The sequence below is a fragment of the Anaerocaecibacter muris genome (genome assembly GCF_943192945.1).
GTDB classification, from domain to species: Bacteria; Bacillota; Clostridia; order Christensenellales; family Pumilibacteraceae; genus Anaerocaecibacter; species Anaerocaecibacter muris.
Genome location: NZ_CALPCE010000004.1, coordinates 69,204 through 94,391 on the forward strand (window position 1 = coordinate 69,204; position 25,188 = coordinate 94,391).

At 49.8% G+C, this 25,188-nt stretch carries 24 protein-coding genes and 1 tRNA gene; 14 read left to right on the plus strand and 11 right to left on the minus strand.

Features of this window, described 5'->3' with window-relative positions; genetic code table 11:
• Positions 1–690, plus strand: a complete 690-nt coding sequence (locus NFR57_RS04605) for a hypothetical protein (RefSeq protein WP_251182665.1) — start codon at positions 1–3, stop codon at positions 688–690.
• Between the two features lie 914 nt (positions 691–1,604).
• Here the strand turns inward: NFR57_RS04605 and NFR57_RS04610 are convergent.
• The 3 genes from NFR57_RS04610 to NFR57_RS04620 form a co-directional block, all read right to left on the minus strand.
• Entirely contained in the window at positions 1,605–2,732 is a 1,128-nt protein-coding gene (locus NFR57_RS04610; protein ID WP_251182666.1) for a hypothetical protein, read from the minus strand.
• Between the two features lie 90 nt (positions 2,733–2,822).
• The gene (sleB, locus tag NFR57_RS04615) at positions 2,823–3,962 is read right to left on the minus strand and encodes a spore cortex-lytic enzyme (RefSeq protein WP_251182667.1); all 1,140 of its coding nucleotides are present in this window, start codon (positions 3,960–3,962) and stop codon (positions 2,823–2,825) included.
• Positions 3,963–4,061: 99 nt separating this feature from the next.
• Positions 4,062–4,586 carry a stage II sporulation protein R gene (locus NFR57_RS04620; protein ID WP_251182668.1) on the minus strand — a complete coding sequence of 175 codons (525 nt, stop codon included), beginning with the start codon at positions 4,584–4,586 and terminating at the stop codon, positions 4,062–4,064.
• A gap of 131 nt (positions 4,587–4,717) precedes the next feature.
• On the opposite strand from NFR57_RS04620, the gene NFR57_RS04625 reads away from it, so the two are divergent.
• The 3 genes from NFR57_RS04625 to NFR57_RS04635 all read left to right on the plus strand — a co-directional run bounded on the left by NFR57_RS04625 (position 4,718) and on the right by NFR57_RS04635 (position 6,674).
• Positions 4,718–5,440 carry a tRNA 2-thiocytidine biosynthesis TtcA family protein gene (locus tag NFR57_RS04625; RefSeq protein WP_251182669.1) on the plus strand — a complete coding sequence of 241 codons (723 nt, stop codon included), beginning with the start codon at positions 4,718–4,720 and terminating at the stop codon, positions 5,438–5,440.
• A gap of 3 nt (positions 5,441–5,443) precedes the next feature.
• Complete coding sequence (locus NFR57_RS04630; RefSeq protein ID WP_251182670.1) at positions 5,444–6,085, plus strand: HAD family hydrolase; 642 nt, start codon at positions 5,444–5,446, stop codon at positions 6,083–6,085.
• Between the two features lie 250 nt (positions 6,086–6,335).
• Complete coding sequence (locus tag NFR57_RS04635; protein ID WP_251182671.1) at positions 6,336–6,674, plus strand: hypothetical protein; 339 nt, start codon at positions 6,336–6,338, stop codon at positions 6,672–6,674.
• Between the two features lie 59 nt (positions 6,675–6,733).
• On the opposite strand, the gene NFR57_RS04640 is transcribed toward NFR57_RS04635, so the two are convergent.
• The 5 genes from NFR57_RS04640 to NFR57_RS04660 all read right to left on the minus strand — a co-directional run bounded on the left by NFR57_RS04640 (position 6,734) and on the right by NFR57_RS04660 (position 11,032).
• Entirely contained in the window at positions 6,734–8,539 is a 1,806-nt protein-coding gene (locus NFR57_RS04640) for a GLUG motif-containing protein (protein ID WP_251182672.1), read from the minus strand.
• A 128-nt stretch (positions 8,540–8,667) separates the two neighbouring features.
• Positions 8,668–9,354, minus strand: a complete 687-nt coding sequence (locus NFR57_RS04645; protein ID WP_251182673.1) for a hypothetical protein — start codon at positions 9,352–9,354, stop codon at positions 8,668–8,670.
• Between the two features lie 52 nt (positions 9,355–9,406).
• On the minus strand, positions 9,407–9,943 hold the full coding sequence (locus tag NFR57_RS04650) for an RNA polymerase sigma factor (RefSeq protein ID WP_338022266.1): 537 nt from the start codon (positions 9,941–9,943) through the stop codon (positions 9,407–9,409).
• 84 nt (positions 9,944–10,027) lie between these two features.
• A complete protein-coding gene (locus NFR57_RS04655) occupies positions 10,028–10,777 on the minus strand; it encodes a hypothetical protein (protein ID WP_251182674.1) in 750 nt (249 codons plus the stop codon).
• Positions 10,778–10,941: 164 nt separating this feature from the next.
• Positions 10,942–11,032: transfer RNA gene (locus NFR57_RS04660), tRNA-Ser, on the minus strand.
• 184 nt (positions 11,033–11,216) lie between these two features.
• Here NFR57_RS04660 and NFR57_RS04665 point away from each other — a divergent pair.
• The gene (locus NFR57_RS04665) at positions 11,217–12,083 is read left to right on the plus strand and encodes a GtrA family protein (RefSeq protein WP_251182675.1); all 867 of its coding nucleotides are present in this window, start codon (positions 11,217–11,219) and stop codon (positions 12,081–12,083) included.
• A gap of 11 nt (positions 12,084–12,094) precedes the next feature.
• Here NFR57_RS04665 and NFR57_RS04670 read toward each other — a convergent pair whose 3' ends face one another.
• From NFR57_RS04670 to NFR57_RS04680, 3 genes are all read right to left on the minus strand, one after another.
• Entirely contained in the window at positions 12,095–12,868 is a 774-nt protein-coding gene (locus NFR57_RS04670) for a hypothetical protein (RefSeq protein WP_251182676.1), read from the minus strand.
• Positions 12,869–13,016: 148 nt separating this feature from the next.
• The gene (locus NFR57_RS04675; protein ID WP_420840777.1) at positions 13,017–14,291 is read right to left on the minus strand and encodes a BclA C-terminal domain-containing protein; all 1,275 of its coding nucleotides are present in this window, start codon (positions 14,289–14,291) and stop codon (positions 13,017–13,019) included.
• 264 nt (positions 14,292–14,555) lie between these two features.
• Entirely contained in the window at positions 14,556–15,632 is a 1,077-nt protein-coding gene (locus tag NFR57_RS04680) for a glycosyltransferase (RefSeq protein ID WP_251182677.1), read from the minus strand.
• Positions 15,633–15,864: 232 nt separating this feature from the next.
• Between NFR57_RS04680 and NFR57_RS04685 the strand changes: the two genes are divergently transcribed.
• From NFR57_RS04685 to NFR57_RS04725, 9 genes are all read left to right on the plus strand, one after another.
• A complete protein-coding gene (locus NFR57_RS04685) occupies positions 15,865–16,152 on the plus strand; it encodes a YabP/YqfC family sporulation protein (protein WP_251182678.1) in 288 nt (95 codons plus the stop codon).
• Positions 16,149–16,490: a hypothetical protein gene (locus NFR57_RS04690; RefSeq protein WP_251182679.1), complete on the plus strand. Its 342-nt coding sequence runs from the start codon at positions 16,149–16,151 to the stop codon at positions 16,488–16,490. Before NFR57_RS04685 ends, NFR57_RS04690 begins: the two co-directional genes overlap by 4 nt.
• A gap of 310 nt (positions 16,491–16,800) precedes the next feature.
• Entirely contained in the window at positions 16,801–17,391 is a 591-nt protein-coding gene (locus NFR57_RS04695; RefSeq protein WP_251182680.1) for a P-loop nucleotide/nucleoside kinase family protein, read from the plus strand.
• A gap of 29 nt (positions 17,392–17,420) precedes the next feature.
• Entirely contained in the window at positions 17,421–18,212 is a 792-nt protein-coding gene (locus NFR57_RS04700) for a hypothetical protein (protein WP_251182681.1), read from the plus strand.
• Between the two features lies 1 nt (position 18,213).
• Positions 18,214–20,319 carry an LTA synthase family protein gene (locus NFR57_RS04705; RefSeq protein ID WP_251182682.1) on the plus strand — a complete coding sequence of 702 codons (2,106 nt, stop codon included), beginning with the start codon at positions 18,214–18,216 and terminating at the stop codon, positions 20,317–20,319.
• 21 nt (positions 20,320–20,340) lie between these two features.
• Entirely contained in the window at positions 20,341–21,000 is a 660-nt protein-coding gene (locus NFR57_RS04710; protein WP_251182683.1) for a hypothetical protein, read from the plus strand.
• Between the two features lie 24 nt (positions 21,001–21,024).
• Positions 21,025–22,656, plus strand: a complete 1,632-nt coding sequence (locus NFR57_RS04715; RefSeq protein WP_251182684.1) for a chloride channel protein — start codon at positions 21,025–21,027, stop codon at positions 22,654–22,656.
• A 30-nt stretch (positions 22,657–22,686) separates the two neighbouring features.
• Positions 22,687–24,222, plus strand: coding sequence for an NAD-dependent epimerase/dehydratase family protein (locus tag NFR57_RS04720; RefSeq protein ID WP_251182685.1), 1,536 nt, complete (start codon positions 22,687–22,689; stop codon positions 24,220–24,222).
• Positions 24,222–25,154, plus strand: coding sequence for an EFR1 family ferrodoxin (locus NFR57_RS04725; protein ID WP_251182686.1), 933 nt, complete (start codon positions 24,222–24,224; stop codon positions 25,152–25,154). The genes NFR57_RS04720 and NFR57_RS04725 overlap by 1 nt, the downstream gene beginning before the upstream one ends.
• Positions 25,155–25,188: the final 34 nt, after the last annotated feature.

A 25,188-nucleotide genomic window follows, 5' to 3' on the forward strand; every position in this document is an offset into this window, starting at 1 on the left:
ATGGCAAAAAGGAACAAAAATTTTATAGGGGAACGGTTGAGCGAACTCACGGAGAATACTCACGACGGAAGCGAACTCGAACCGCCTGCGGAACTCGAAGTGCGCGCGCATGCGCTTGCACAGGCAAACGCTTTGCCCCCTAAAACTAAAACGCAAACGAACAGAAAAAAGAAGTTTTGGCTTTGCTTTGCGCCGACCGCTTCCGCCGTTCTTTGCGCAGTTTTGTGTTGCGTTTTTCTTATTCCGCACAAGTCCGCACCGAGTAACGCCGAGCCTACATTCTATTATGATGTTGATTTAACGGCAAGCACTATAACTTACGAGGATTTAACTGGTGAATTTGATATTTTAGTGCCAAATTTAGATTTATATCATTCGTCATATTCACTTCACAGTTACAATAAAAATAATAAACCTATTTACACCTCAATGTCTCTACATGTGTTTGACGGTCAACTATCTATATCGATTGTATTTGTAAATAATTATAAAGTCGCCAACTATCCACGCTTCGAGAACCTCCCCAATAAAGAAACCACAGATTTAGTGGAATACGAATACCGAGTTATAGAGGAAGCGGGCAAAGCGTTTGCAAAGTTCGAGTATAAAGGGTATCGTTACTATATAGACTACACTTCCGATTATCCCGAAGGTATAACTTATATAATGTCCACGCTCGAAATGAAGTAAATTCCGCGATATAAATAATCGAATGACTTAAACCGCCAAAGACCCGCAAAACGGGTCTTTTTTGTTGCCGTTGTCGAAAACATATTATTTTTATGTCAACGGTCATGCTCCCGTCTTTCCGCTTTGACATAAAAATAGTCGTAATTATCATGCGGCTTCGCCTTGATTTCTCCGCTCCGCTCGCTGACGCTCGCTTCGGTCGAAATGATGGGGGTGTAGACTTATCTATATTAAATCAAGTTTTGCGCAGAGCAAAACTTCCTCAACTATTATCTTTTATCTCTTATCTATTCACTTAATCTTTCCCCATCATCCCGAGCAACGCCGAGGGATCAAGGCGAACCGCCGCACAACCGTTAAGCCTTTACCACTCGCCTACATAATGCCCCCCGTTTTCAAAATATGATTATTTTTATGTCAACGGTCACGCTCACGTAATTCCGTTTTGACATATAAATAGTCGTAATTAGCATGCGGCTTCGCCTTGATTTCTCCGCCAATCACAGATTGGATTCCCTTCGTGTGTTTACTTTAATTGTCGATTTAGTTTTCACCCGATTAAATGCATGCAAAATCATGTGGCTTCGGTCGAAATGATGGGAGTGTAGACTTATCTATATTAAATCAAGTTTTGCGCAGAGCAAAACTTCCTCAACTATTATCTTTCATCTCTTATCTATTCACTTAATCTTTCCCCATCATCCCGAGCAACGCCGAGGGATCAAGGCGAACCGCCGCACAACTGTTAAGCCTTTACCGCTCGCCCACATAATGCCCCCCCCATTTTCAAAATATGATTATTTTTATGTCAACAGTCACACTCCCGCAATTCCGCTTTGACATAAAAATAAGTCGTTTCAACCAACAAAAAAAGCGCATAAGCGCTTTTTTTGTTTCTATGGTGATAGGTTTTATTATTTAACTTGTATCTGTTTGCCGTTTTCGGCGCAAACGTAAACGTAATGCACGCCGTCTTCGAGGTCGTAACGATATTCGTAGCAAATGCGTTCTTTGCCGTTGATGTTGCGCACGACGAGCGTGCCTTTGTCGCCGTCCTTTGTCGCGCGGCGCGCTTCCCTTTCGGTCTTTTTGACGGACGGTATATCCTTATGTTCGGTTTCGCACTTGCCCGCCGAAAAAGCCACCACTTCGCCGCCGGAAACAACCGCGTTGGCACAGTCGTCGGTTGCGAGCGCGCCGCCGTAGGACTTGCACATTATCACGCCGACGGACTTGCCCAAGTCAACGCTCCATTTGACGGTGAGGTGATCGAACCCGCACGCCTTTGCCGCTTCGAGCGCAAGCCGTTCCGCTTCGTCCACGTCCGTGTGCTCCGCGTCGTCCTCGCGCATTAACGAGTATTCTATTATCTTGCTGTCGCACACAAGCGCATAACCCGTCTTGCCGTCGCGCTCGATATAAAACTCCATGTGTTCGCCCCACGCGCCGACAAACTCCGAACGCTCTGTTTCGAGCGCGGCTTCCACTATTTTTTGAGCTTCGTCCTTTTGCTCCTGCGTCACTTCGACCTGTTCTTCGTCTTCCTGCACGCCGTTCGACTCTATAAGCTCGCCGTTGTATTCAAACTCCGCGCCGCCGATAACGCTGACGTAGAACTTTGCGGAATATTCATAAAGTTTTTCGGAAAGTTCAATCGTCTGTTCGGGCGTGTACGAGTGCAACACCGTCGCAACGTCGTTCAAAAACTGTTCCTTACTTCTGTTACCCGCCCAATCGTCGTCGTGACATTCGAGCGCGGTTTCCGCTCTTACCGCATGCACGAGCGCGGTGCGGTTTATTTCCTCGGCGGGTTCGGGTTCGTTGCACAGCCTTAAAGCCGACATGGAGTTGCGCAGGCTATACGCCGCGTCCGTCAACAAGTATCCCGCAATCAGTCTACTGTCGTCGGGCGGGGCTTGACGGCGTTCGCGCACTGCGTACACAAGCCCCGTCGCCAGCCCGCAGACCATTACGATCATGGCGGAAACCACCGCCGCTATTATTACCGCATAACTGCGTTTTTCGTTAAGATTGTTAGTCATGTGTTTTTCCTTGTTTATTTGTTTTAGTTTAGTTTCGGGATTTTATCGCCCTTTTATCCCGCGCACAGCGGCGCGAAACAAAAGTGCGGCTTATAACGCAAAGTTGTGTCTGCCTATCTTAATATGCACGGTAAGCGACCAAATCCAGCTCGACGTCGCGGTCGCGGGATTGTAGTAGTACAGGCACCCGCCCGTCGGATCCCAGCCGTTAAGCGCGTCGCGCGCGGCGTTGTACGCGGTTTGGTTGGGCGTGAGGTTAATTTGCCCGTCGTTGACCGCAGTAAACGCGTTCTTTTGATAGATAACGCCCGATATTGTGTTGGGGAACTTGGACGACCTTACGCGGTTGAGCACGACTGCCGCGACCGCGACCTGACCGTTGTACGGCTCGCCGCGCGATTCGCCGTATACGCACCGCGCAAGCAGGTTGAGGTCGCTGTCGCTCACCGACGAACTTCCGCCGACGGTGCCCGACCCGTTACTGCTTCCGCCGCTCGTAAGCGTTATGCCGAGCTTGCGTTCGGTCGCCGAACCCACCACGCCGTCCACGGTCAAGCCCGCGTCCGACTGGAAGTGCATAACGGCGCACATCGTCCGTCTGCCCCACACGCCGTCCACCGTCGAGGTGAAATACCCCGCCGATTTCAATGCGGACTGGACTTTTTTGACGTTGTCGTAGGTCTTGCCTTTGTTGATTCCGCCCGATCGGCTCGCCGTGCTCAACGTTATGCCGAGTTTGCTCGCCGTGCCGCCGCCGACCACGCCGTCCACAGTCAGCCCTGCGTTCGACTGATAGCGAAGCACCGCCGCAAGCGTGCCGTTGCCCCACATGCCGTCCACCGTCGATTTATAATAACCGTAAGTTTTGAGCCGAGCTTGCACCGCCGCGACGTTCGCGTCCGTTTTGCCGTAGGATATGCCGCCCGTAATCGGCAGGCGTATTCTCAACTTGCTCTCGGTGGAACTGCCGACAATGCCGTCCGCTTTAAGTCCGTTGTCCGTCTGAAAGCGTTTGACCGCCGCCGTCGTGCGCGAACCCCACTTGCCGTCAACCGTGGACGAATAGTAGCCGAGCGTCGCGAGCCGAGCTTGTACCGCCGCGACGTTGGCAAACGTATTGCCTTTCAATACGTCCGCGAACACCGTCGGCGCCGCCGTTAAAAGCGCGACCGCAAGCACAAGCACCGCCAAGATCGCGGGCATGACCGCGCGTTTGATGTTTGTTGTCATGTAATAGTTTTTCTTCCTTGTTTTTATTCGGCGACGGTGCGCCTAACGACTTATCGACCGTATCGCATACGCCTGACCGATAGGGCGCGCGCCTATCGGTCAACCGAACAATTCCGCAAAGAACGACTTATATTCAAAGTCCTCGCCGTAGCACAGCGGCGGATACACCACGCACCACCAGTTATCGCCCTTGCCGTCGCCCAGTTCGATAATAAGCGCGTCGTAATATCCCGCAGGCACCGTAACGTCTTTGTACATGCGCGACGGGAAGTACTCGTTGTTGAGCCGCGCCCGCGCGCCGTAATAAAATCCGTTGCGGCGCAGAACGCCGTTCGCTATGTCGGTTATCGCGCCGAGGTTCGCTCCGATCTCGGCATACGCCTCCTCAAAAGTCGATTTGCGGATATTGTCGGCAATAAAGTCGTTTACCGCGTCGCGCACCTTCAACTTGACCGTTTGATCGACCGTCGCATTGGAGTGCGCGCGTATGTGTAAGCGCAACAGTTCGCCGTCATAAGTATTATTATCTATGCACCCCAAAAATATAGACGGAATGCAAAAAATTATTAAAGCGGACAACAACATACATAGTGTTTTTTTGCATACGGGAATAAGTTTTTTCATACACACGATTATTGCCGCAGACATGATATATATACCCCGTCCGACATAATTTTTTTATCGGCGGCGCGCAAGGCGTGCGCAATCGCGCGTAACGCTTGCCAAATCCCGCGTTTTACAGTATACTTGACGTGATGAAACTTCAACAATTATTGTCCATGGTCAGGCGGTGCGACGCAGACTTCGGTCTTACGGCGGACGGCGACAGGATTGCCGTCGGGCTGTCGGGCGGAAAAGACTCGCTCGCCCTTTTGTATGCGCTCGCCGCGTACAGACGGTTCTGCCCGAACAAGTACGAGCTTTGCGCCGTCGTTATCGATGCGGGCGCGGGCGCGGACTTTTCGCCGCTCGATCCGCTCTGTCAAAGTTTGGACGTGCCTTTGCACATAGTGCGCACCGAGATCGCGCCCATCGTTTTCGAGGCGCGCAAGGAGAAAAACCCGTGCTCGCTGTGCGCCAAAATGCGACGCGGCGCGCTCGACGGCAAGCTCAACGAGCTGGGCTTTAATACTCTTGCGCTCGGTCACAACGCCGACGACATGGTGGAAACGTTTTTACTCGGCATGATGTACGAGGGTCGGCTCAACACGCTGCAACCGAAATCTTACCTCGACCGCTCGGGCATTAAACTGATACGCCCGTTGCTGTACGTGCGCGAAAAGGAAACCGCCGCGTTCGTCAAGGACGTAGGCGCGCCGATAATCGTCAATCCCTGCCCCGCAAACGGCTTTACCAAGCGCGAGGTCATGAAGTCCGTTATAGACAAAATGTGCGACGTCACGCCCGCCGCGTTCGAGCGCGTGCACTCCGCGCTCACTCATCCCGAACGCAATAACCTTTTGCCGATTAAGGAGTAAACCATGTTCGACAGTATTCTATTCGACCTCGACGGCACGCTGACCGATTCGTTCGACGGCATTGCGGGCGGCGTTCTGTACGCGCTCGGCGAACTGGGCGAGCAGGCGCCCGACAAATCGGAATTAAAGTGTTTTGTCGGTCCGCCTCTGCTCGATTCGTTTACGAAACGGTTTTGCGGCGACGAGCGAAAAGCGGCGCTGGCGGTGGAGTTCTACCGCGAGTATTACAACGACCGCGGCTGGAAAGAGAACAAAGTATACGACGGCGTGGAGCAAACGCTCGCCGCGCTCAAAGCCGCGGGCAAAAAGCTGTACGTCGCGACGTCCAAGCCCGAAATCATGTCGGTTAGAATAATCGAACACTTCGGACTCAACAAATATTTCGATTACGTCGCCGGCGCGTCGCTGGACAAATCCCGCGCGGAAAAAGCGCAGGTGATAGAATACGCGATTGCAACTTGCAATATCGATAAGCGCACCGCCGTCATGGTCGGTGACAGACACTTTGACATAGACGGCGCAAAAGCCGTCGGGATAAAATCGATAGGCGTGCTGTACGGTTACGGCGACGAAGCCGAACTGAAATCCGCCGGCGCGGACAAAATAGCCAATATTCCCGCCGACATAATAAAACTCGTCCAATAAACCCGTCGCAACACGATTTTATATATCTACATTTAAATAAATCAAAGATTGTTTACAAAAATTTTGCGAACAAAAACCCCAAAAAAGAAACAACGCAGATTGTTGATTTTTGGGGTTTCTTTGTTTATATTGTAATTATTCGGCGGGTCTTGTTCCCCTGCCGTCTTTACATAGGGCATTAGCCTTTCTAATTCTTCCTGGCCTATCGAAGAATTATTTTTGCGTGCCGTTTTATATCGAGGAGGAAATTATGATTGTCAAGTCCAATGAAACAAAATTGTTATTTTACAAAGCCAAACTCACTCTTAAACTTTGGGGCGTACCCATTCATTTAGACGGCTTTTCTTTTATCGCAGAAGCCGCCGTCTTAAAATGTTTATTTAACTATCGTAAAAGCAATATCCTTTATTCCCGCATTGCTTCCTCGCGCGGTATTACTTCAAAGACAGTTTCCAATTCTATTGCTTATGCTTTGGGCAAAAACCGAGAACACATTTGTTCCGTTCTCCGTTTAGGGCTTAACAACCTTTACGCTTCGAGAGTTATTTCTTTGCTTGCGCTTCATATTAGTGAGGATACGATTCTTTAATAGGAGTGATTTTACGGCGTATTTTATCATTTGTTCCCTCGCTTTAAATCCGTTTCTTACTATTTTAACGTCGGGTACTTCCCATCCTCGATATTCCAAACATCGGGATCAAACTTTAACGTTTCTTGTTGCCATGCCGCTGTCTTAATCGTTGCTTCCGCAACAGCAATAGTTTTCTCGGTAACAACGGGAGCAACCAAATTATCGGAATGATAACAATTATTTACGGTATACAATGGCAGTAATCCCACAGCCAAACTATTCGACATTGCGAGCTTATCCTCGCCCGCTGTAATCGCAATATTACCTACGAAAAGGCAATTTTTCAATTCTTGTTCTTTTTTACCCGCTGCAGACCGCGCAATACCTCCGATATATACGTTTTGTACGTCGCCATTAGCCGTAAGATTCATAGCCGCATAGCACGAAGTTATACTACCATTATTTACATTAGAGACCACCCCACCTATGGAAATAACCGTGTTACTTGCAGTGCTGCCGTCACCGTCCACCACGATTTTCCCGGTCGCATAACTATTTGTTATATCACCCGTCATATATCCTATAAGCCCACCGACAAGCACAGTACTTACGCCCAATAATTCTATATTCACATTTGCGCCGCAACCTGAAAATTCGATTTTATGATCCAAATTTGATGATTCTTCGTCAGAGCCAAACAGCCCGCCGACATACAATGATCTTGACGTTTTATTTACCGAATAGTATCTGATTTTTACATCGCTATATGAATCTATGACCTTGTATTCATCCAAACCGAGTGCAGAGCGCATTCTACCTACCGCACCGCCTATATAACTAGTTGCACCGTAAGTGCCTGTATGTGTAATAGTAATTTCTCCGCTTACTTTACAATTTTCCAAGACTTGCGCGCTGCCGGCAATAATGCCCACATAATAATCGCCCGTATCATCTGGAGTATAATTTATTTTTGCATTATCCACAGTTAGATTTTTAACCGCGCCGATTTCCTTGAAAACAGCGCACTTCTCATTTCTTTTATTTAGTGAAATAATAGGATTTATTAACTTATATCCGTTGCCATCAAAATAACTATATTGCAATCCCACTATTGGAGTAACAGCAGTCGCAGGGAAAGTTATGTCCGACACAAGTTTATAATATAGTCCTTTTTCATTACCTGATAACGCGCTGAAATTGTCATACGACGCTATTAAATAAGGATCATCCGCCGTACCGAATCCGGCATAATAATCACTAATGTAAACGTTTATAATCTGTTCGTCGCTCTTATACTTGTCTGTTGTTTCTTTATATCTTACTTTAATAATTTTTTCGCCTTTTTCGGCAAATGTAAATATATTTTCATCACCGAATGTTGCTCCGCCGTCAAAAGAATATTCGAGTCGGGAGTTTTTCTCGACGGTCACCGTTTTATTTGCTTGCGTATATGTTGCTTCGGGTTTGGCTTGAACATATTTCAGCGTCGTCACTGTTTGCGTGTAAGGCTCACTATCGTTATTAGTGGCGTTACCCTTATATTTTACGCTTACAATATATTCCGTATTAGGCGATAACCCGCTAAATCGATGCGTGAACATCGGCGCAGGATTGGAAGTTCTATCCGCTTCGTTATTTGCCTCCTCCCATTGTCCGCCACCGGGTGTAATCATAAATAACAACGGCGTATCGTCATACGGCATATATGTAACTTGTACATCAATATGGTCGTCAAACGCATCAATAAAAACATGTTCGGCTTCCGGCGCGCTCAACGTGTAATGTTTTTTACCGTTACCGCACGCCAAAAAAGCCATTGCCGAAAGGCTCAACAAAATCGTAAATACGATTACCCAAACTACTGTTTTTTTGTTCTTTTTCATAATGAACTCCTTAAATTGCAACAGACCCAATCAAATGCCGACTTATAAATATGTCACGCATAGCGCTTCTCGCCCTCATTAATAAATAGTAAATTATGAATGGTTTTTTCCCCCAAAAATAAAAATTTTTATAATTTTTTTTGCAACATATCTTTCGCTATATCCAATATTGCCTCTCTTTCCGTCGGTTCAAATAAACGCATTATATATTCATACCCATCATACTCAAAGTATGCTTGTGACGCAGCTGTATCGTATGACCATTTTATAAGGATATTATTGTACTCGAAAGTTAAACCACATGATTCCTTTATAAATTCAAAAGCATCTATATCTATACTATTCTCGATAATGAGCATGCGGACATGATCTCCGGTTTCCCCGTTGCATAAATCTTCTGAAATGTAAATAATATTATTTTCATCATTAGGCAAAAAGTATTTTGACGTTATGCAATCATCGGCAATATCGTACCAATCTACATATAATAAATTTTTGCCTAACAGTTCAGCATATTCCTTAACGTTATATCCTAAATCTGAATGTGAAAGTTCAGACGAAGTATATTTATATCTATCTTGCTTATTTGGAGCCGTATCACGAAATGCAATAGGCAATATTATGGCAAGACATACTGCGCATAAGCCTATGCTACCGAACGCAATGGCTTTATAATCAAAAAACCGTCGCCGTCTTTTTATTGGCTTTTCATCGCATACTTGTATACCAAGACGAGCATGTAATTGCGCACGCATCTCCGTCTTTTTTTCGTTATTGACGCTTTCAATAGCGTCGTCTATCTTATTACCTTTCATAAATACTCCTAATTAAAAACTGATAATAGATATAACCGTTTATGCGCATAATCTATTCCAAAACCTTTTTTAATTTTTTTAAAATCTGCTGTAAACGCTTATGTACCGCCGAACTACTCAACTTAACCTTGTTCGCAATTTCATTAAGCGTTCTCCGTTCAAAATAATATAAAAACACTATTTGTTTATCGCTATCACTCAAATCCGAAACTGCTTCCGCCAAACCGATAGTTTCGTATATGTCATTTAACTGTGTCGCGTTTATATCATCCTCAATAGCTTGCTCGTGCTTTTTCTTATCAAATTCGTCGCTGTTTAAATTATAAATTACCCTGTTTAAAATCTTAACCATCCAGCCGACGCCGCCTTTATCGGGGTCAAATGAATCTATATATTTTAATATATTTTCATACATTCCCATTACGGCGTCTTCGGCTCTCGTTTTATTGTATGTACGATACAGCGCATACGCGTAAAAATGGTTGAACGACTTTAAGAACAACTCATCCATTTTGTTTTTATCTCCGTTTTTTACGCATTTCAATATTTTATTTATAGAAACATTAAATTTTTCTCGGTCGTTTTCCATAAAAAGATTATATCCTAAAAATAACCTCTTGTCAAACCTATATTATGCAATATTTCGACACTATAATTTATCGCATGCTCAAAATTATTTAATGTCGGTTATATTAGACAACGCTCTATCTTCTTTTTTCTTTCTTCCGCGTGTTGTCAATTTATTTAAAGCTCTAATTTCTGACAATGCGTTTTCTATTCTGGAATAAAACGCATTTTTGCTATATTTATAAAATATTGTTCTATAAATATATAAAACTAATAAATATACAATAAAAATTAAAATCAAAATAATAATAACTATAATTTTGGAAAAATTCATTTGAATGTTTTCGTAATTAAGAAAAAAACTAATTATACTGACACCCGATGTAAATAAAGCTAAAAAATTTACAGATATATGGGCAGAATTGTTTAATTTAAATCTATAATGCTCAATTGCTTCTTCCAATCCATCTTTAGTAGTTATACCGAATTGTTTTAATATTTCTAACATATTCGGCTTACAAGTTTTTAATTTTTTTGCTATTAGATCAACTTTTTTTAAGTTAAATATTTCCGAACGTTTCACCGTACTTTCAGGGTCTTCATTGTTCAAATTATGTAAACGAGAAATTTGATAGACCAATTTAAACTTTATAATATGCATTATAAATGCAAATAAAAGAATTTCAAACACAAGGACTATCCACCCTATATACTTATATAATACAACAAGCCAAACATTCATAGGTAGCACAATACAAAGCGCAATATATACAACACTATTTAAAAAACTCTCACGCATATAATAATCTTTTGTTTTAATTTCCGTTTCAATTTTTTCGTAAACAGATGCGTCCATAATACCTCTTTTGCTTATAATATAAAAATATAAAGTTCAACTTGTCACTACTAATAAGATTTATGTCATTTCCAACGGCACAAACGGGTTTTACAATTTGAATCCCGAATATAAAAATGAACAGTACCATTATTTTATAATAAAAAGTCGTACTGTTCACAGATTGGCGGAGAAGGCGGGATTTGAACCCGCGCTCCGTGTTACCGAACTACTCCCTTAGCAGGGGAGCCCCTTGAGCCACTTGGGTACTTCTCCATTCGTTTTTACATTATAAATTAAACATCGGCGTTTGTCAAGCATTTTGCCGACGTTTGACAATCCTTTGGTTATATGCTATTTTATTTAAGTAACCTATCCTGCGGCACATTTGCGGATTTATTCCGCATATTCCGCGCCGCACGCGCTTTCGCCTTTTCTCTTTTTTCGGAGTATTTTTCGTATGGATAACAACCGACCCGTTCGCGACGACGGCGACAGTTCTGCTTCGTCGTCGCAAAAAACTCATTTTAAAGACAAACGCTCGTGCGCGTTTGGTATAATATTTGCTGTCGTTTACATCGGATTGCTATTCGGCAGTATGTTTCTGTTTGGTTTCGGCTTTTACGTTGCGGGCGGAATTGCGTTCGGCTGTTCTTGCCTTATGATAATATTATCACTCGTCATTTCCAAACTGATAGATTTTTCTCGTAAACGCAAAGAGCAAAAGGAACTTGAATCATACCGCAGTTTTATCGCCTCAATCCCCGACGACAATGAATTACGCGAGGTAAGCAAAATTATTTCCTGCACGCCCATCACCTCGCCCGATGCGTCTTCGCCTCCGCCCGAAATAAAAGTCTATCGACTGATTTTGGAAAATGACGGTAATCGTTACGAAAAAATCGTTGGCAAACAGTATCCGCCCGACGATTTCATTCCGACGCGCATAAATATCGAAACGGGCTTTGTCAAACTGCTCGACAAACACTCTTTAAGCTCGCCCGCCTCCTATCAGTCGCGTCTCGACAGCATTGCTTACGCCATAGAACACCCGCCCGCTCGTGCCGTTCCCCGCGCCGACGGCGGTCGTTACTCCCCCGTTAAACCCGACGCGCCTGCGCTTTCCCACATAACGGACGACGATTCGCCCTCGACATTAAGTTCTATGCCGTTGTCTTCCGAATCAAATCAATCTCAATCTAACGCGACGTCGAAACCTATTTCCGAAAACCCTACGCCCGACACACCGTTACGCACGCAAGACGACGCGCGGCGCACGCCGCGTCCAAACGTCGGCTACAAGGGCATAAAACGCAAAAAACCGTAGACCGCTCGCGCTTATAGAATAGGCTCGGCGTACTCGAAAACTTCGGTATATTGCGCCGTGCAATGCGTTCCGCCGAAGTTATCCACTCGAAATTTTTCAGTTGCGGTAATTTTGACGGCGCGCTCGCCGTCAGCGGTCAGCGTAAACTCGACCGATTCGTAATCGGGACAAGACTTTGATCCGAGCATGGTTTTTATTTCGTTGCGCGAATACTGCGTGGCGCGGCGCACGTCCAGCACATAACGGTAAACATTTTCGCCCACGCACTCGGCGACAATAATCGAATCGTCCAAATTATACTTGACCAAACCCGTCGCGGGCATGCCGTAAGCGGCGACATACCCGTCGCGGTCGAGCGAATCGGGCGCGCCGTACACAAACGTTTTGTTCTTGTACTTGCCGCGCGCCGCCGTATATTTGCCGTCCGCGCACGCGCGTTTAATCCCCGCTTTGACAAAAGCGGAAACGCTTTCCGTAACGTCGGCAAACTCCTCGCCGCACACTCTGCGAGTGCCGTGGACGTTTTGAGTATACGGCACTCCGAACACCTTGGCTTTGATTTTTCCGTTCATGACAGTTTGAAAATCGTGAACGGCGGCATATGCTCGACAGCTTTCGAGGACGCGCAACGCTTCGCCGTCCACTCCCCCCGCCGAAGTCGCCGCGGTTTTGGGCGTTTTTCTCACTGCGGGCAAAAACGACAGTCCCGCGAGCAACACTACAAGCGCAAGCAACGCCAACGACAGCAACGCTTTTTTAAACTTACTTCTAACCGCTGTACTCATATAACGTATTATGCCCGTTTGCCGAAATTTAATTTCTTTGCGGACGATAAAACCGCGCGCGAACAAAAATCGCGCGCGGCTTGAATATAACGTTATAACGTTGCCGAAGTTTACCGAATTCTTTAATTAACCTGTTGCCGAAAAAACGTTACACACCGATTTGCTTTACGGTCAAGGTCGTGTTTACGCCGCCGCCGAGCGTTACGCCGACAGCGAGCAAAGCGGAGAGCGCCATATCTATTACGTCGCCCGCATTGAGCGCTATTATTATACTTCCGTTATAGAGCGACCCCACGCCTACCGACAACACGCGCGAAATTGTCGCTTGCGGAATAGCCGTGCCGTTTATACGCACCGACATGGTAACGGTGGTTCCGAGCGCCGCCGACACGTTGGTATAGTAGTTGATTTCGTACACGCCCGCACTTTCGACAGTTATGCTGTTCGCGGGCGCGGCGGTAGTGTTTTTAAGCGGCATTGCCGTCGGAATAGGCAACTGCGTCGTGCCGCCGACAGTCAAGTTTAAAGTTTGCGGGGTCGTGTTATACAAACCGCCGTAAGCGTTTAAATCGGCAACGCCCGTTGCACCTGTTGCGCCTGTGGGTCCCGTCGCGCCGACTGCACCGTCTACACCTGCCGCACCTGTTGCACCTGTTGCGCCCGTCGCACCCGTTGCACCCGTCGGTCCGGTTATACCTTGTATGCCTTGCGGTCCTTGAATACCCTGCGCACCCGTTGCGCCTGTTGCGCCGACTGCACCGTCTACACCTGCCGCACCTGTTGCGCCCGTCGCACCTGTTGCACCCGTCGGTCCGGTTATACCCTGTATGCCTTGCGGTCCTTGAATACCCTGCGCACCCGTTGCGCCCGTCGCGCCCTGTATGCCTTGCGGTCCTGTGGCACCTGTTGCGCCTGTTGCGCCGACTGCACCGTCTACACCTGCCGCACCTGTTGCGCCCGTCGCACCTGTCGGTCCGGTTATACCCTGTATGCCTTGCGGCCCTTGAATACCCTGTGCACCCGTTGCGCCTGTTGCGCCTGTTGCACCTGTCGCACCGACTGCTCCGTCAACGCCGTTTGCGCCCGTCGCACCGGTAACGCCCTGTATACCTTGCGGTCCTTGAATACCCTGTGCGCCCGTTGCGCCGGTAGCTCCCGTTGCACCCGTTACGCCTTGCAACCCTTGCGGACCCTGTATACCTTGCGCGCCCGTCGCGCCTGTTGCGCCCGTGGGTCCGACTGCGCCGTCGGCTCCGTTTGCGCCCGTTGCGCCCGTCGCGCCGGTAACGCCCTGTATGCCTTGCACGCCTTGAATACCCTGCGGACCTGTCGCGCCCGTCGCGCCGCGCTCACCCGCAACGCCCTGAATACCCTGCACGCCTTGCGGACCCGTCGCGCCTGTTGCGCCGCGTTCGCCGTTCATGCCGGGATAGCCGCGCGGACCGATGGGACCGGGCGCGCCCGTCGGGCCGGTAGGACCTACGCAACACGGGGTCGGACGGGGCGGAAGCGGACAGCTCGGCTTATCGCAACAGCATTTGCACTCGCAATCGGGTTCACGGTCGCAATCGCAGTCGCAATCGTCGCCGCACGGTCGGTTGAAGAAATTGAAAAACATAGATGACCTCCTTTTGTTAAATGACTTTTTCTATCGGTATACGAAATCGCCGAGCGAAGCGTTACAATATTACGAAAAGCCCAGCTTGGAAAAGTAGCGTTCGTTGGCAACGACGCTCGGATGTTCGGGTGAAAGTTTGCGCGCGCGGCAGTGATAGCGGTATGCTTTTTTGCGGTCGCCCAGCCTGTCGTAACAAACGGACAGCCATACAAGCGGGATAAATCCGTAACACGCGCCGTCCACGAACGCGCCCGACGAAATATCGGGTTTTGCTCGCGCCGCGCGCTCGTACCAGTACGCCGAGGCGCGGTAGTCTTTTAGCGTGAAAAACAGCGAACCTATTTCGCAACACGCTTCGCCCGTCGGCAAGCCGAACGCAAACCCCGAGAACGCCGCGTCGAGCGCGCCGCGCAAGTCGCCCGATTTTTGCCGACAGCGCGACAGCATAAGACACGCGTCCGCCTTGTTGACGGCGAAACCGTCGGGCAAGGCAATAAACTCCGAAAACCGTTCCGCCGCGTCCGAAATAAATCCGTTGTAATACAGTTCGCGCGCAAAATAGTAAAGTTCGCGCGCTTCCAGTTTGACGCCCTCGTCTATCATCTTACGGTAAATATCTAGGTTACGCGTGCCCGAGCTTCGCCCCTCGGGTTTTGCGTGCATAATTCTGTACGGCAACCGCACGACGTTGCCCCGCACCGCGACCGCCTCGTGCACCCGCCCCTGCCAACGCATGCTCGGCGTATTTTTTATAATGCGCTCGCGGAAATACGAAAAAGTCGGCTTGCCGTTGCCGTCCGTGCCCAGCACGTAAGGAAGCATAACCGCGTCTACGCTTCCGTCCGCGCCGCGCATGAACTTGGCGACGGCTTTGGCGGTTTCGGTCGGAACGACGTCGTCCGCGTCCAACCACATCCAATAGTCGGACTTGATTTTGGACAGAGCGAAATTGCGCGCGGCGGCAAAATCGTCGCGCCACTCGAACGAATAGACCTTGTCTGTGTACTTCAACGCAATATCCGCCGTGCCGTCGGTCGAACCCGTATCGACAACGACAATTTCGTCGGCGAACTTTTGCGCAACGTCGAGCACGCGAGCAAGCACTTCGCTTTCGTTTTTGACAATCATGCAAAGACCGAGCGTCATTTCACTCTCCGAAAATCCGCCTGCGCAAAAATCTGTCGAAAAGTCGATAAACGGTTGCGCGGCGGTTCTTATACTTCATGATATGACCGCCGCCGCCGTAAAGTTCCACTTTATAAAATACAATATATTTATTATATATAAGTTAATGCGCCGACACGTCGCCGCTTTCCGAAGCGCGAGTTTAACGCGTCGCGCTATTCTAACCGCGCGCCGTCGGGCATACAATATCGATATGAAAGAACTCAAAACTATTGCGCAAACCGCGCCCAAATTCACGTCGCACGGCATAAACATGTCCGACCGCAAAAAAGCGTCGCTGACGGGCGTCGTCCGTGTGGACAGCTCCAACGAAACCGAAATATCTCTGACCACGTGCATGGGCAGACTGATAATCACGGGCAGCGAACTTAAAATCGTCAAGTTCGACGACGCAGACGGCAATCTGTCGTTCTGCGGCAACATAGACTGCATGAAGTACGCGCAAGCCAAAGTGCCGCTTTTAAAGAGAATTTTCAAATGAGCGAAATGTACTCTTTTTTGTTCTGCCTCGGTCTGGGCATATTCGCGCGGTTGCTTTTTATCGGCACGAACGCGCTCGCCAAGCGAACGAATATTTTGCCCGTAACGTTCGTGCTCGACGCGTTGACCGTCATAACGGTGGGCGCGGGGTTCACGCTGTATGTAATATTTTCGGGCGCGGTTCTCGCGCCGTACATGTTTGCCGCGCTGTGTTCGGGCTATCTTTTTACCTACTGGCTGACCAAGTACAAGCCAAAGCCCGAAAAAACCAAGCCAGATAAACGCAAGCGCGCTCGCGCCAAACGCGCGACTGCCTCACGTCGGCAAACCAACGCGTAAAACCTATTTATCTTTAATATACCGACTTACGCCCCGCGCCGAACGCAGTATTCGGTCGCGGGTTTTATTGTGCCTATTAACTTTTAAATAGATATGCGCCCGCCGCCCGATCGGCGATTTGCCTTAAAACAAGGGCGGTTGCGCGCCAAAATAGGGCTAATTCGGCTATTCGCCGCACAATCGCTTGACGGCGTTTTGGCGATTTGGTAAAATATCCGTATATATTCAAAGGCGCCGAACCTTTGCTCGACACGTCCGATTAACGCTCAAGCGCGGCCGCGGTCGGCAAAATTCGGAACACGGAACGTTCATGAAAAGAATGATTTTGGTAACGTCGCCGCCTGCATGCGGAAAGACCTACATATCGAAGCAACTCGCGCAAAACTTGAAGCATGTCGTGTATCTTGACAAAGACACGCTTATTCCGCTGTCCAAACAGATATTTCGCGTGGCAAAAAAGCCTTACGATCGCAGTTCCGACTTTTTCGAAGAACAGATACGCGATTACGAATACGAGGTAATTCTCAACCTCGGGTTCGAGGCTCTGCTGTACGACGATACGGTGCTTATCAACGCGCCGTTCACGCGCGAGATCCGCGACGAAGCGTATATCAAAAAGCTGACAGACAAGCTGGCTAAATACAAAGCTCGGCTTACGGTAATTTGGGTAGTCACGTCGCCCGCGGTCTGCCGCGAGCGCATGCTTCGGCGCAACTCCGATCGCGACGTGTACAAAATAAAGCACTGGGACGAATATATAAAGACCGTGGACTTTTCTATCCCGTCGCACCTCGACAACCCCGACGTAAAAGACGACCTGCTGTTGTTTTACAATTCGTCGGAGGCGGAATACGTTAAATCCATGCACGACGTGCTTGCCGTGCTCGAACACGGCGAATAGCGCATACTATAACGGAACGGCACTAACTTATGACAGAAGCAACTCCCGATACGAATATCCCTGCCGCAAGCAACGTCGCGGCGACGGGCGGCGAAACGGAACAACCCGTTTACGCCGATTTTCGTGTTGCAAACCGCGCCGTGCCGCCGTCCGAAAAGCGCAAGGCTTACGGCATGCTGGTCGCGGCGGGGGTCACGCTTGCCGTACTGTTCCTGTCGCGGCTTATATGGTATTTGGAACCCGCGCTCGACAAAGTCTATTACGGCACGCTTTCCGAAATACTGTACTATATAATAATAGGCGTGCTGTTTACGGCGTATATCGTCGGGCTTAACATATGCGTCAAAAAAGCGTGCGACACGCGCATGTTCAAACCCAAAAAACCGCAAATGACAATCACGCGCGCGCTCGGCGTTATAGCCGTCGCCGCCGTTGCTGTGTTTATTGCAAGCGCGTCGTTCAAGTTTAAACTCAAACTTCAAATAGAAATGGGCACGGGCGTGACAATGGCGACCGCGCTCACCAATATAGCCGTATATTTTTACTATGCGTTCCATTTGTGGCTGGGGCTTGCGGCGGCGGCGCTCGTACAGCGCGCAATGACGATACTCGTGCCCGCAAAGTATTCTCTGCCTTGGGGCTCTATATTTTTGGTAGCCGTGTTCGGACTGTTGGAGTTTGTCTGCGAACTGGAACTGACCGACCACCTCTATCCGTCGATGTATTATCTGTTCACGCTGGCTTACGCCGCGGTTTTCGAACTTACCGACCACAGTTTTCACCTGACCTACTGGACGTCGGTCGCTATTTTGGTGCTGTAATATGGAAGAACAAACCGAACAAAAACAACCGTTTAAAACGAAGTTAAAAAACTTCTTCAAAAAATCGGGCGTAACGCTTCGGACTTTTTTACTGACCAACTATTTGATGTGCGCTTACATCGTCGCGTCGCTCTTAATCGAACTTACGGGCATTGCGGTCACCGCGGGCAAGTTTTACATGACCGAACCGTGGCTGTATTTGACGCTTATAGCGTTTGCGTGTTTGATTTCGCAATTCCTTCCCGGACACAAATCGCGCTACGCCCTGTTTTTGGTCGCGTTGCTTGCCAATTTTACACTCGATCTCATTTTTATCGTAGTGTACGACAGCACGGGCGGAACGGTATTCGACTTTGCAATGTTAAATCTTCGTCAAGACGCAATGATGATTGTAGAGAGCCTGCCGTTCAGTTTTACTTATGTGTTTGTGAGCGCGCTTATAATCGCGCTGTACGGCACGATAGGGTTTATGTTGCGCAAGCGCATACCCGCGCCCAATGTAGCCAACTCCGCGCGCATAACGACAGCCGCGCTCACCGCGCTCGTTCTGGGCGGAAACTTCTTGCTGTCCTACTTCGGCAACTTTAAATACGACTCCAACGATTTGAGCTACATGCTCGAACAGACCGAAACGGGCACGTATTCAAACAAAGGCATAGTCGGCAACTTCTACAACGAACTCGTGCGCGGGCTGTGGTTTTCGGAAATCGACGTCGGCGACAAAAAGGAACTTCACGATTATATATACAAAGAAATAACCGACACCACGCCCATGACGGGCAAAGCCGCGGACTACAACGTGGTCACGATACTGTGCGAGAGCTTTGAATGGTTTACTTTCCTATACGACGCGCAACGCTATCCCAACGGTTTTGCGCGCGCGGCGGCGGTAAAAAACGACGATATGCAATCCGTCGTAAACAACCTTAAAAAGTTATTCCCCAATCTTTACAGATTTTACGATTCGGACGCGACCGTCGTACTCGATAACTCGTATTCGCTCAACAAGACGGACATATCCGAAAACGAATCTATAATCGGCAATTATCCGCTGTACGAATATATCAACTATGCGTATCCCGAAAACACTTTGCCGTACAGCTTGCCCAACATTTTGAAAAACATGTACGGGGTGGAGAGCAATTCGTTCCACGACGGCACAAAGACGTTTTACAACCGCAATATTCACCACGTCAAAGCGTTGGGCTTTAACAGCTACACCTCGTCGGAGGACATGGACATGGTGACAGACGACACGGGCTTGGGCGAACGCAATCTGGACTCGATGATGTTCGAGGCGTGCAAAGAAGACATGTTCCCCACCGACAGGCGGTTCAACACGTACATCACGACCATTACGCAACACGGTCAGTACGCCTATCGCGAAAACCTCCAACCGTACTATGAAAAAATGGACGCGCTCGGCATACTCCCCTATAACGAGGACGACGACGATGCCAACGCGTTGCGCTTTTACTGCGCGGCGGGCATGGATTTAGACAAAGCGATAGGAATAATGCTCGACTACCTCGAAGAAAACGGGCTTGCCGACAACACGTTGATTACGCTGTTCGGCGACCACAACGTTTACTATCAAGGCGTCAGCAACTACGTAAAGAACATATATAATTCGGACGCGCCCAACTATACGGAGTTATACCGCGTGCCCGTAATGATGAAGGTGGGCAATCAAACGCTCGGCAATCCGCATATCAAAAAGTTTACGTGCGTGCTGGACATTTACCCCACGATACTCGACTTGCTCGGCGTCACGGTGTTTTCCAACTTGACATACGGCGTGAGCGCGTTCTCGGAGCAAACGTCGGTGCTGTATTCTCGCGCGTACAGTAAGTTTATGACCGATAAAATTTACTTCAACAGCATGAGCAATATTATATACCTGTCCGCAGACGCAGACGAAGATTATTTACGGCAAATCAAGCGGTCGGCGACCGTATTACTCGATAAAATTTCGCACGTCAACCGAATTTTCGCCGACGATTATTTTAAGGGCGCAAACGCGACCGAATATTACAACCTCCTTAAAGCCGTCAACGACGCGCCCGCGCTCTCTGCGCATACCGCCCAACGGCAACGGTTGGCATAACGACGGTGCGGAGGTAGACGCGTGACGACAGACAATTCGACAATCGCATCGTCATTTACGTGCGCGAGCGAATTTACGCTCACGGTAACGTTGGTCGTGTTCGTAATGGTTACGGCGGTTTTGCTGTTTATAATTTTGCTGTTATGCGTCAGCAAGAGTTTTCGCGCGTTCTTTTTCCGCGACGCGGCAAAGCGCAAAAAAGCCGCCGCAAAAAAAGCCGCGAAGCAAGCCGCCGAACAAAATGCGCAAGCAATAGATCAACAGTCGGGCGCGCCGACGCAAACGCGCGCAAGCCGCACTGTCGAAAGAACGCACGACTGCGCCACGACAGAAACGACGGCGCGCCGCAATTCTCGCTCGGACAAAAACAATCGTCAAGACGTGCTCGACGCGGTTATAACCGTTCCGCTCGACTGCCCCGCGCCCGAAATCGGCGCGGATGCGTCCAAAAAATCGCGCGGAAAACGCTCGGGCAAGGTCGAGGACGAAGTTCCTACAATCGCGTTGCCCAAAACCGCGCCGCAATCGCAACAAACAACGGATCGCAAACGCGTGTACACGCCGCGCACCGTAACCATAACTCGCGCACGCGCCTCATCCGAGTCCGTGCAAACGCCTCCGACCGATAAAAGCACGCCGAAAAACAGCGAACGCAACGGGCAGTCGCGTAAAAAGAATTAACGGTAGTACGGGAGTCTTGCGCAAGTGAAACGAAAAAACGGAAACAGACTGCGCGCCGCGCGGCTTTTGCTGTACGGTTGCGCCACAGGCATAGCGTGCGGCGGAGTAATTTCGCTGTTTTTGACGTGCGCCAAGATTGTTATATCGTTTGCGTTCGGCATGTACGAAGCGGCAAAAACCCCGCTCGCAATAGTGTGCGTAATTGCGCTTGCCATAGTGTGCTGTCTGTTGACGGCGGTTGTGCAAACGCTCGCGCCCTCCGCCAAAGGCAGCGGTATTCCGCTCGCCGAGGGTTGCGCGCGCGGCATTTTGCGCGTTAAGTGGTTGCGTACCGCGGGCGCGCTGATCGCGGGCAGTCTTTTGTCCTTTACCTGCGGCATGCCGCTCGGCAGCGAGGGACCGTCCATAGGCGTGGGCGGGCTTATTGGCGACGGCATAGGCAGAACGGCTAAAAAACCGTTGGAGTTCAGACGTTATTTAATAACGGGCGGGTCGAGCGCGGGGCTTGCGGTTGCGTTCAACGCGCCGCTTACGGGCGTTGCGTTTGCGCTCGAAGAAACGCACCGACGCTTTTCGCCGAACATTTTGCTCGCGGCGTTTTCCGCCGTCGTGCCCGCAGTGCTTGTTTCCCAACTGATATTCTGGGGACTGGGGCACGACCCGTATCTCTATTCCATAGGCATACGCGCGGGCGCATCCATACTTCCCTTTCTCGCGCAAACCCAATACGCCGACGTGGGCGTGTTCTTTTCGGTGTGCGGCATCGCCGCTGTATGCGGTGCGGTGACAGCCGCGTTTGCCGTCGCGTTCAACTGCGCGATAGCCGTGCTCGGCAAGTCGTTTTCCAAAATTAAAAGCAGAACGTTGCGACTTTTGCCCGCGTTCCTGTTTACGTGCGCGATCGGTTTCGCGTTGTTCAAAACGGTGGGAAGCGGCGAAAAAACGCTCGAATCGGCGCTCCACGGCGCGGCGCTGTGGATGCTTTTCGCCCTGCTCGTCGCGCGGTTCGTCACAACCGCGGTAGCGAGCGGAAGCGGCGCGACGGGCGGACTGTTTATTCCCATGATAGCTATCGGCGGCATACTCGGCGCGATATTCGTCAAGGTGTGCGCGCTGTGCGGTCTGCCCGCCGAGTATGCGGGCAACATCGTCATGCTGTGCATATCGGCGTTTTTCGCCGCGTCCGTGCGCGCGCCCATAAGCGCGATTGCCATGGCGTTGGAACTGACGGCGAGCTTTGCCAACCTTTTGCCCTGCGCCATAGCTGTCGCGGTGGCAACGGCAATAGCGGGCGTTGCGCGGTCGGAACCGCTGTACGAACGCATGATGAAAGAAATGCAAAACGCCGCGCCGACAAGCTCGGGGCGAAAAAACGTCGCGGTGCGCGGGCTTGTAACAAGCGATTCCATAGCGTGCGGAAAACTTATCCGCGACGTGCTGTGGCCGTATAATTCGCTCGTCACCGAACTAATCCGCGGCGACCTCGACATAGTGCCAGACGGCGAAACAAAGCTGTCCGAGGGAGATATTTTGGTAATCCGCGCGGAGCTTGTAGAACCGCAAGCGTTCCGCGACGAACTTAAAGACTATATCGACGAAACAGCTGCGGCGGGCGAAAATCGCACCGCGGACGTTGTCGCGCACGATAGAAATTAAACTGGCATAAGCCGAAAGGAAGTACTGTTTATGACAATCGCAATCACCGGAATTACGGGCAATATGGGTCAAGCCGCGCTCGCACAACTGTCGAACGCGCCGAACATAGGCAAAATAAAACTGCTGTGCCACAGCAAAAAGCGCATGAAAAAACTGCTTAAACGGCACAAAAGTTTGCGACCCAGAATCGAACTCGTCGAGGGCGGCATGTCCGACCGTAATGCGATACGGCGCCTTATAAGCGACGCGGCTATTGTCATAAACATGGCGGCGGTTATTCCGCCGCGCTCCGACCAAAACCCCAAAGCCGCCGTCGCGTGCAACCAAATAGGCACGCAGATTTTGGTGGAGGAAATAGAACGAGTGCAAGCCGATCAGCCCGCGCTCGTTCACGTTTCCACCGTCGCGGTATACGGCAACCGTTCGGGGGCGCACCCGTTTGCGCGCGTGGGCGACCCGCTTTTGGTCAGTCCGCTCGACGTGTATTCCGCGACGAAACTGCGCGGCGAATTTTGCGTGCTCGAAAGCGCGATTGAAAAATGGGCAGTGCTTCGTCAATCGGCAATGCTCCACCCGCAAATGCTCACCGACAATATTCACGACGGGCTTATGTTCCACACGACGTTCGATTCCCCGCTCGAATGGGTCACGGCGCACGACAGCGGCGTGCTTATTCGCAACATTGTGCAAAAGTTTGTCGACGGCACAATGCCCGATAAGTTTTGGAAACGCTGTTACAACATAGCGGGCGGCGCGAGCAACAGGAATTACGGCGTAAACTCGTTTGACGACGGGTTTCAAATTATAGGCGGCAAAACAACAGACTACTTCCGCCCCGGCGATAACGCAACGCGCAACTTCCACGGCGTTTGGTATCTCGACGGCGACGAGCTAAACGACATGTTCGAATTTCAATCGCAGACCACGAGCGACTATTGGCAAGAAGTGTTCCGCGCGCACCCCGTATTCAAACTGGGCAGAGCGGTGCCCAAACGCGTTATAGGCTACTTCATGTTCCGCCGCCTGTACAAGGACAAGAACGCGCCGCACTACTGGGCGAAACACCGCGACGAAGCGCGATTGACAGCGTACTTCGGCGGACGCGAGAATTACGAAAAACTGCAACGCGCCAAGTGGAAAGATTTTACTCTCCCCGACCGCAACTCGATAGCGACCAAATCGGACAACGACACGCCCGTATATTACGGCTTCGATTTCGGCAAAGCGGACAACGACCTTACCGCGGCGGACGTCGCGGCGGCGGCGACCGCGCACGGCGGCAAACTTTTGAGCGAGTTTGACGGCGATATGTATAAAAAGCTCGACTGGCTCACACAGGACGGCGAAAAGTTTACCGCTTCGGCATATACGGTATTGCGCGCGGGGCATTGGTTTAATCCCATATATACGGACTTCGTGTGGGATTTCGACAGGCTCGCCAAAAACGATAAGGTTTTCGCCTCGGTGTGGTACGACACGCACGCCGCGGACGAGGACGTAACCTATTCGCTGGACGACGATTTCAAAGCGCACGCGACCGTATTTTCCGCAAAGGCAGCGCAATAATGAAAGTTCTTTTAATTTACTTTTCGGGCACGGGCAACACCGAGCGCATAACCGAACTGTACAAAAACGAATTTGCAAAACTCGGTTATCAAACGGACGAAGTAAAACTGCCCGCCGATAATCGGGCGGTAAACTGTATCAATCCCGACGAATACGACTTTATAGGCTTCGGCTACCCCATACACGCGTTTAACGCGCCCAAAACCGTATTAAACGCGTGCAAGGCGTTGCAAAACCGTCGCAAAGCCCTCGGACGCAAAACACCCCGAAAAAAAGTTTTCGTATACAAAACGTCGGGCGAGCCTGTGAGAATGAGCGACGTTTCTTCGTTGAAAATGCGCGGCATACTCAAACGCCGCGGCTACGCGCTTACCAACGAATATCAGTACGTCATGCCGTACAACATAATTTTCAGGCACACGGACGCGCAGGTCTATAAAATGTGGCAGACCGCGCAAGCCTTAACGCCCGTGCATGTAAACGAAATAGTAAACGGCACGCCGAGCTTGCCCAAAAAAATGTTTATGGGCGGATTTTTGGCATGGATACTCCGCGCCGAACACTGGGGCGCGCATATCGTCGGCAAAACCTACAAAGCAAACAAAACGTGCGTGCACTGCGGCAAATGCGTTAAGCTGTGCCCCGTAAACAATATACGCGTAAATAAGCGCGGCAAAATAAAATTCGGCGGCAAGTGCATAATGTGCATGCGTTGCGCAATGTTCTGCCCAAAAAACTCGATAGAGCTCGGCATATTGAAAAGCTGGAAAGTTAACGGCGAATATTCGTTTGCGCCGCCGACCGACGCGCCGCAGGCGAGCAAGCACGACAAATATTGCTTAAAAGCCTACAATCGCTATTACGCCCGTGCCGAAAAGACGATAACCGAGTTTTACGGCGAAACCCCGCCGCCGCAAGACCCCGCCGAATAAGTTTTATATAACGCATACAAAAGCTCGCAAAAGC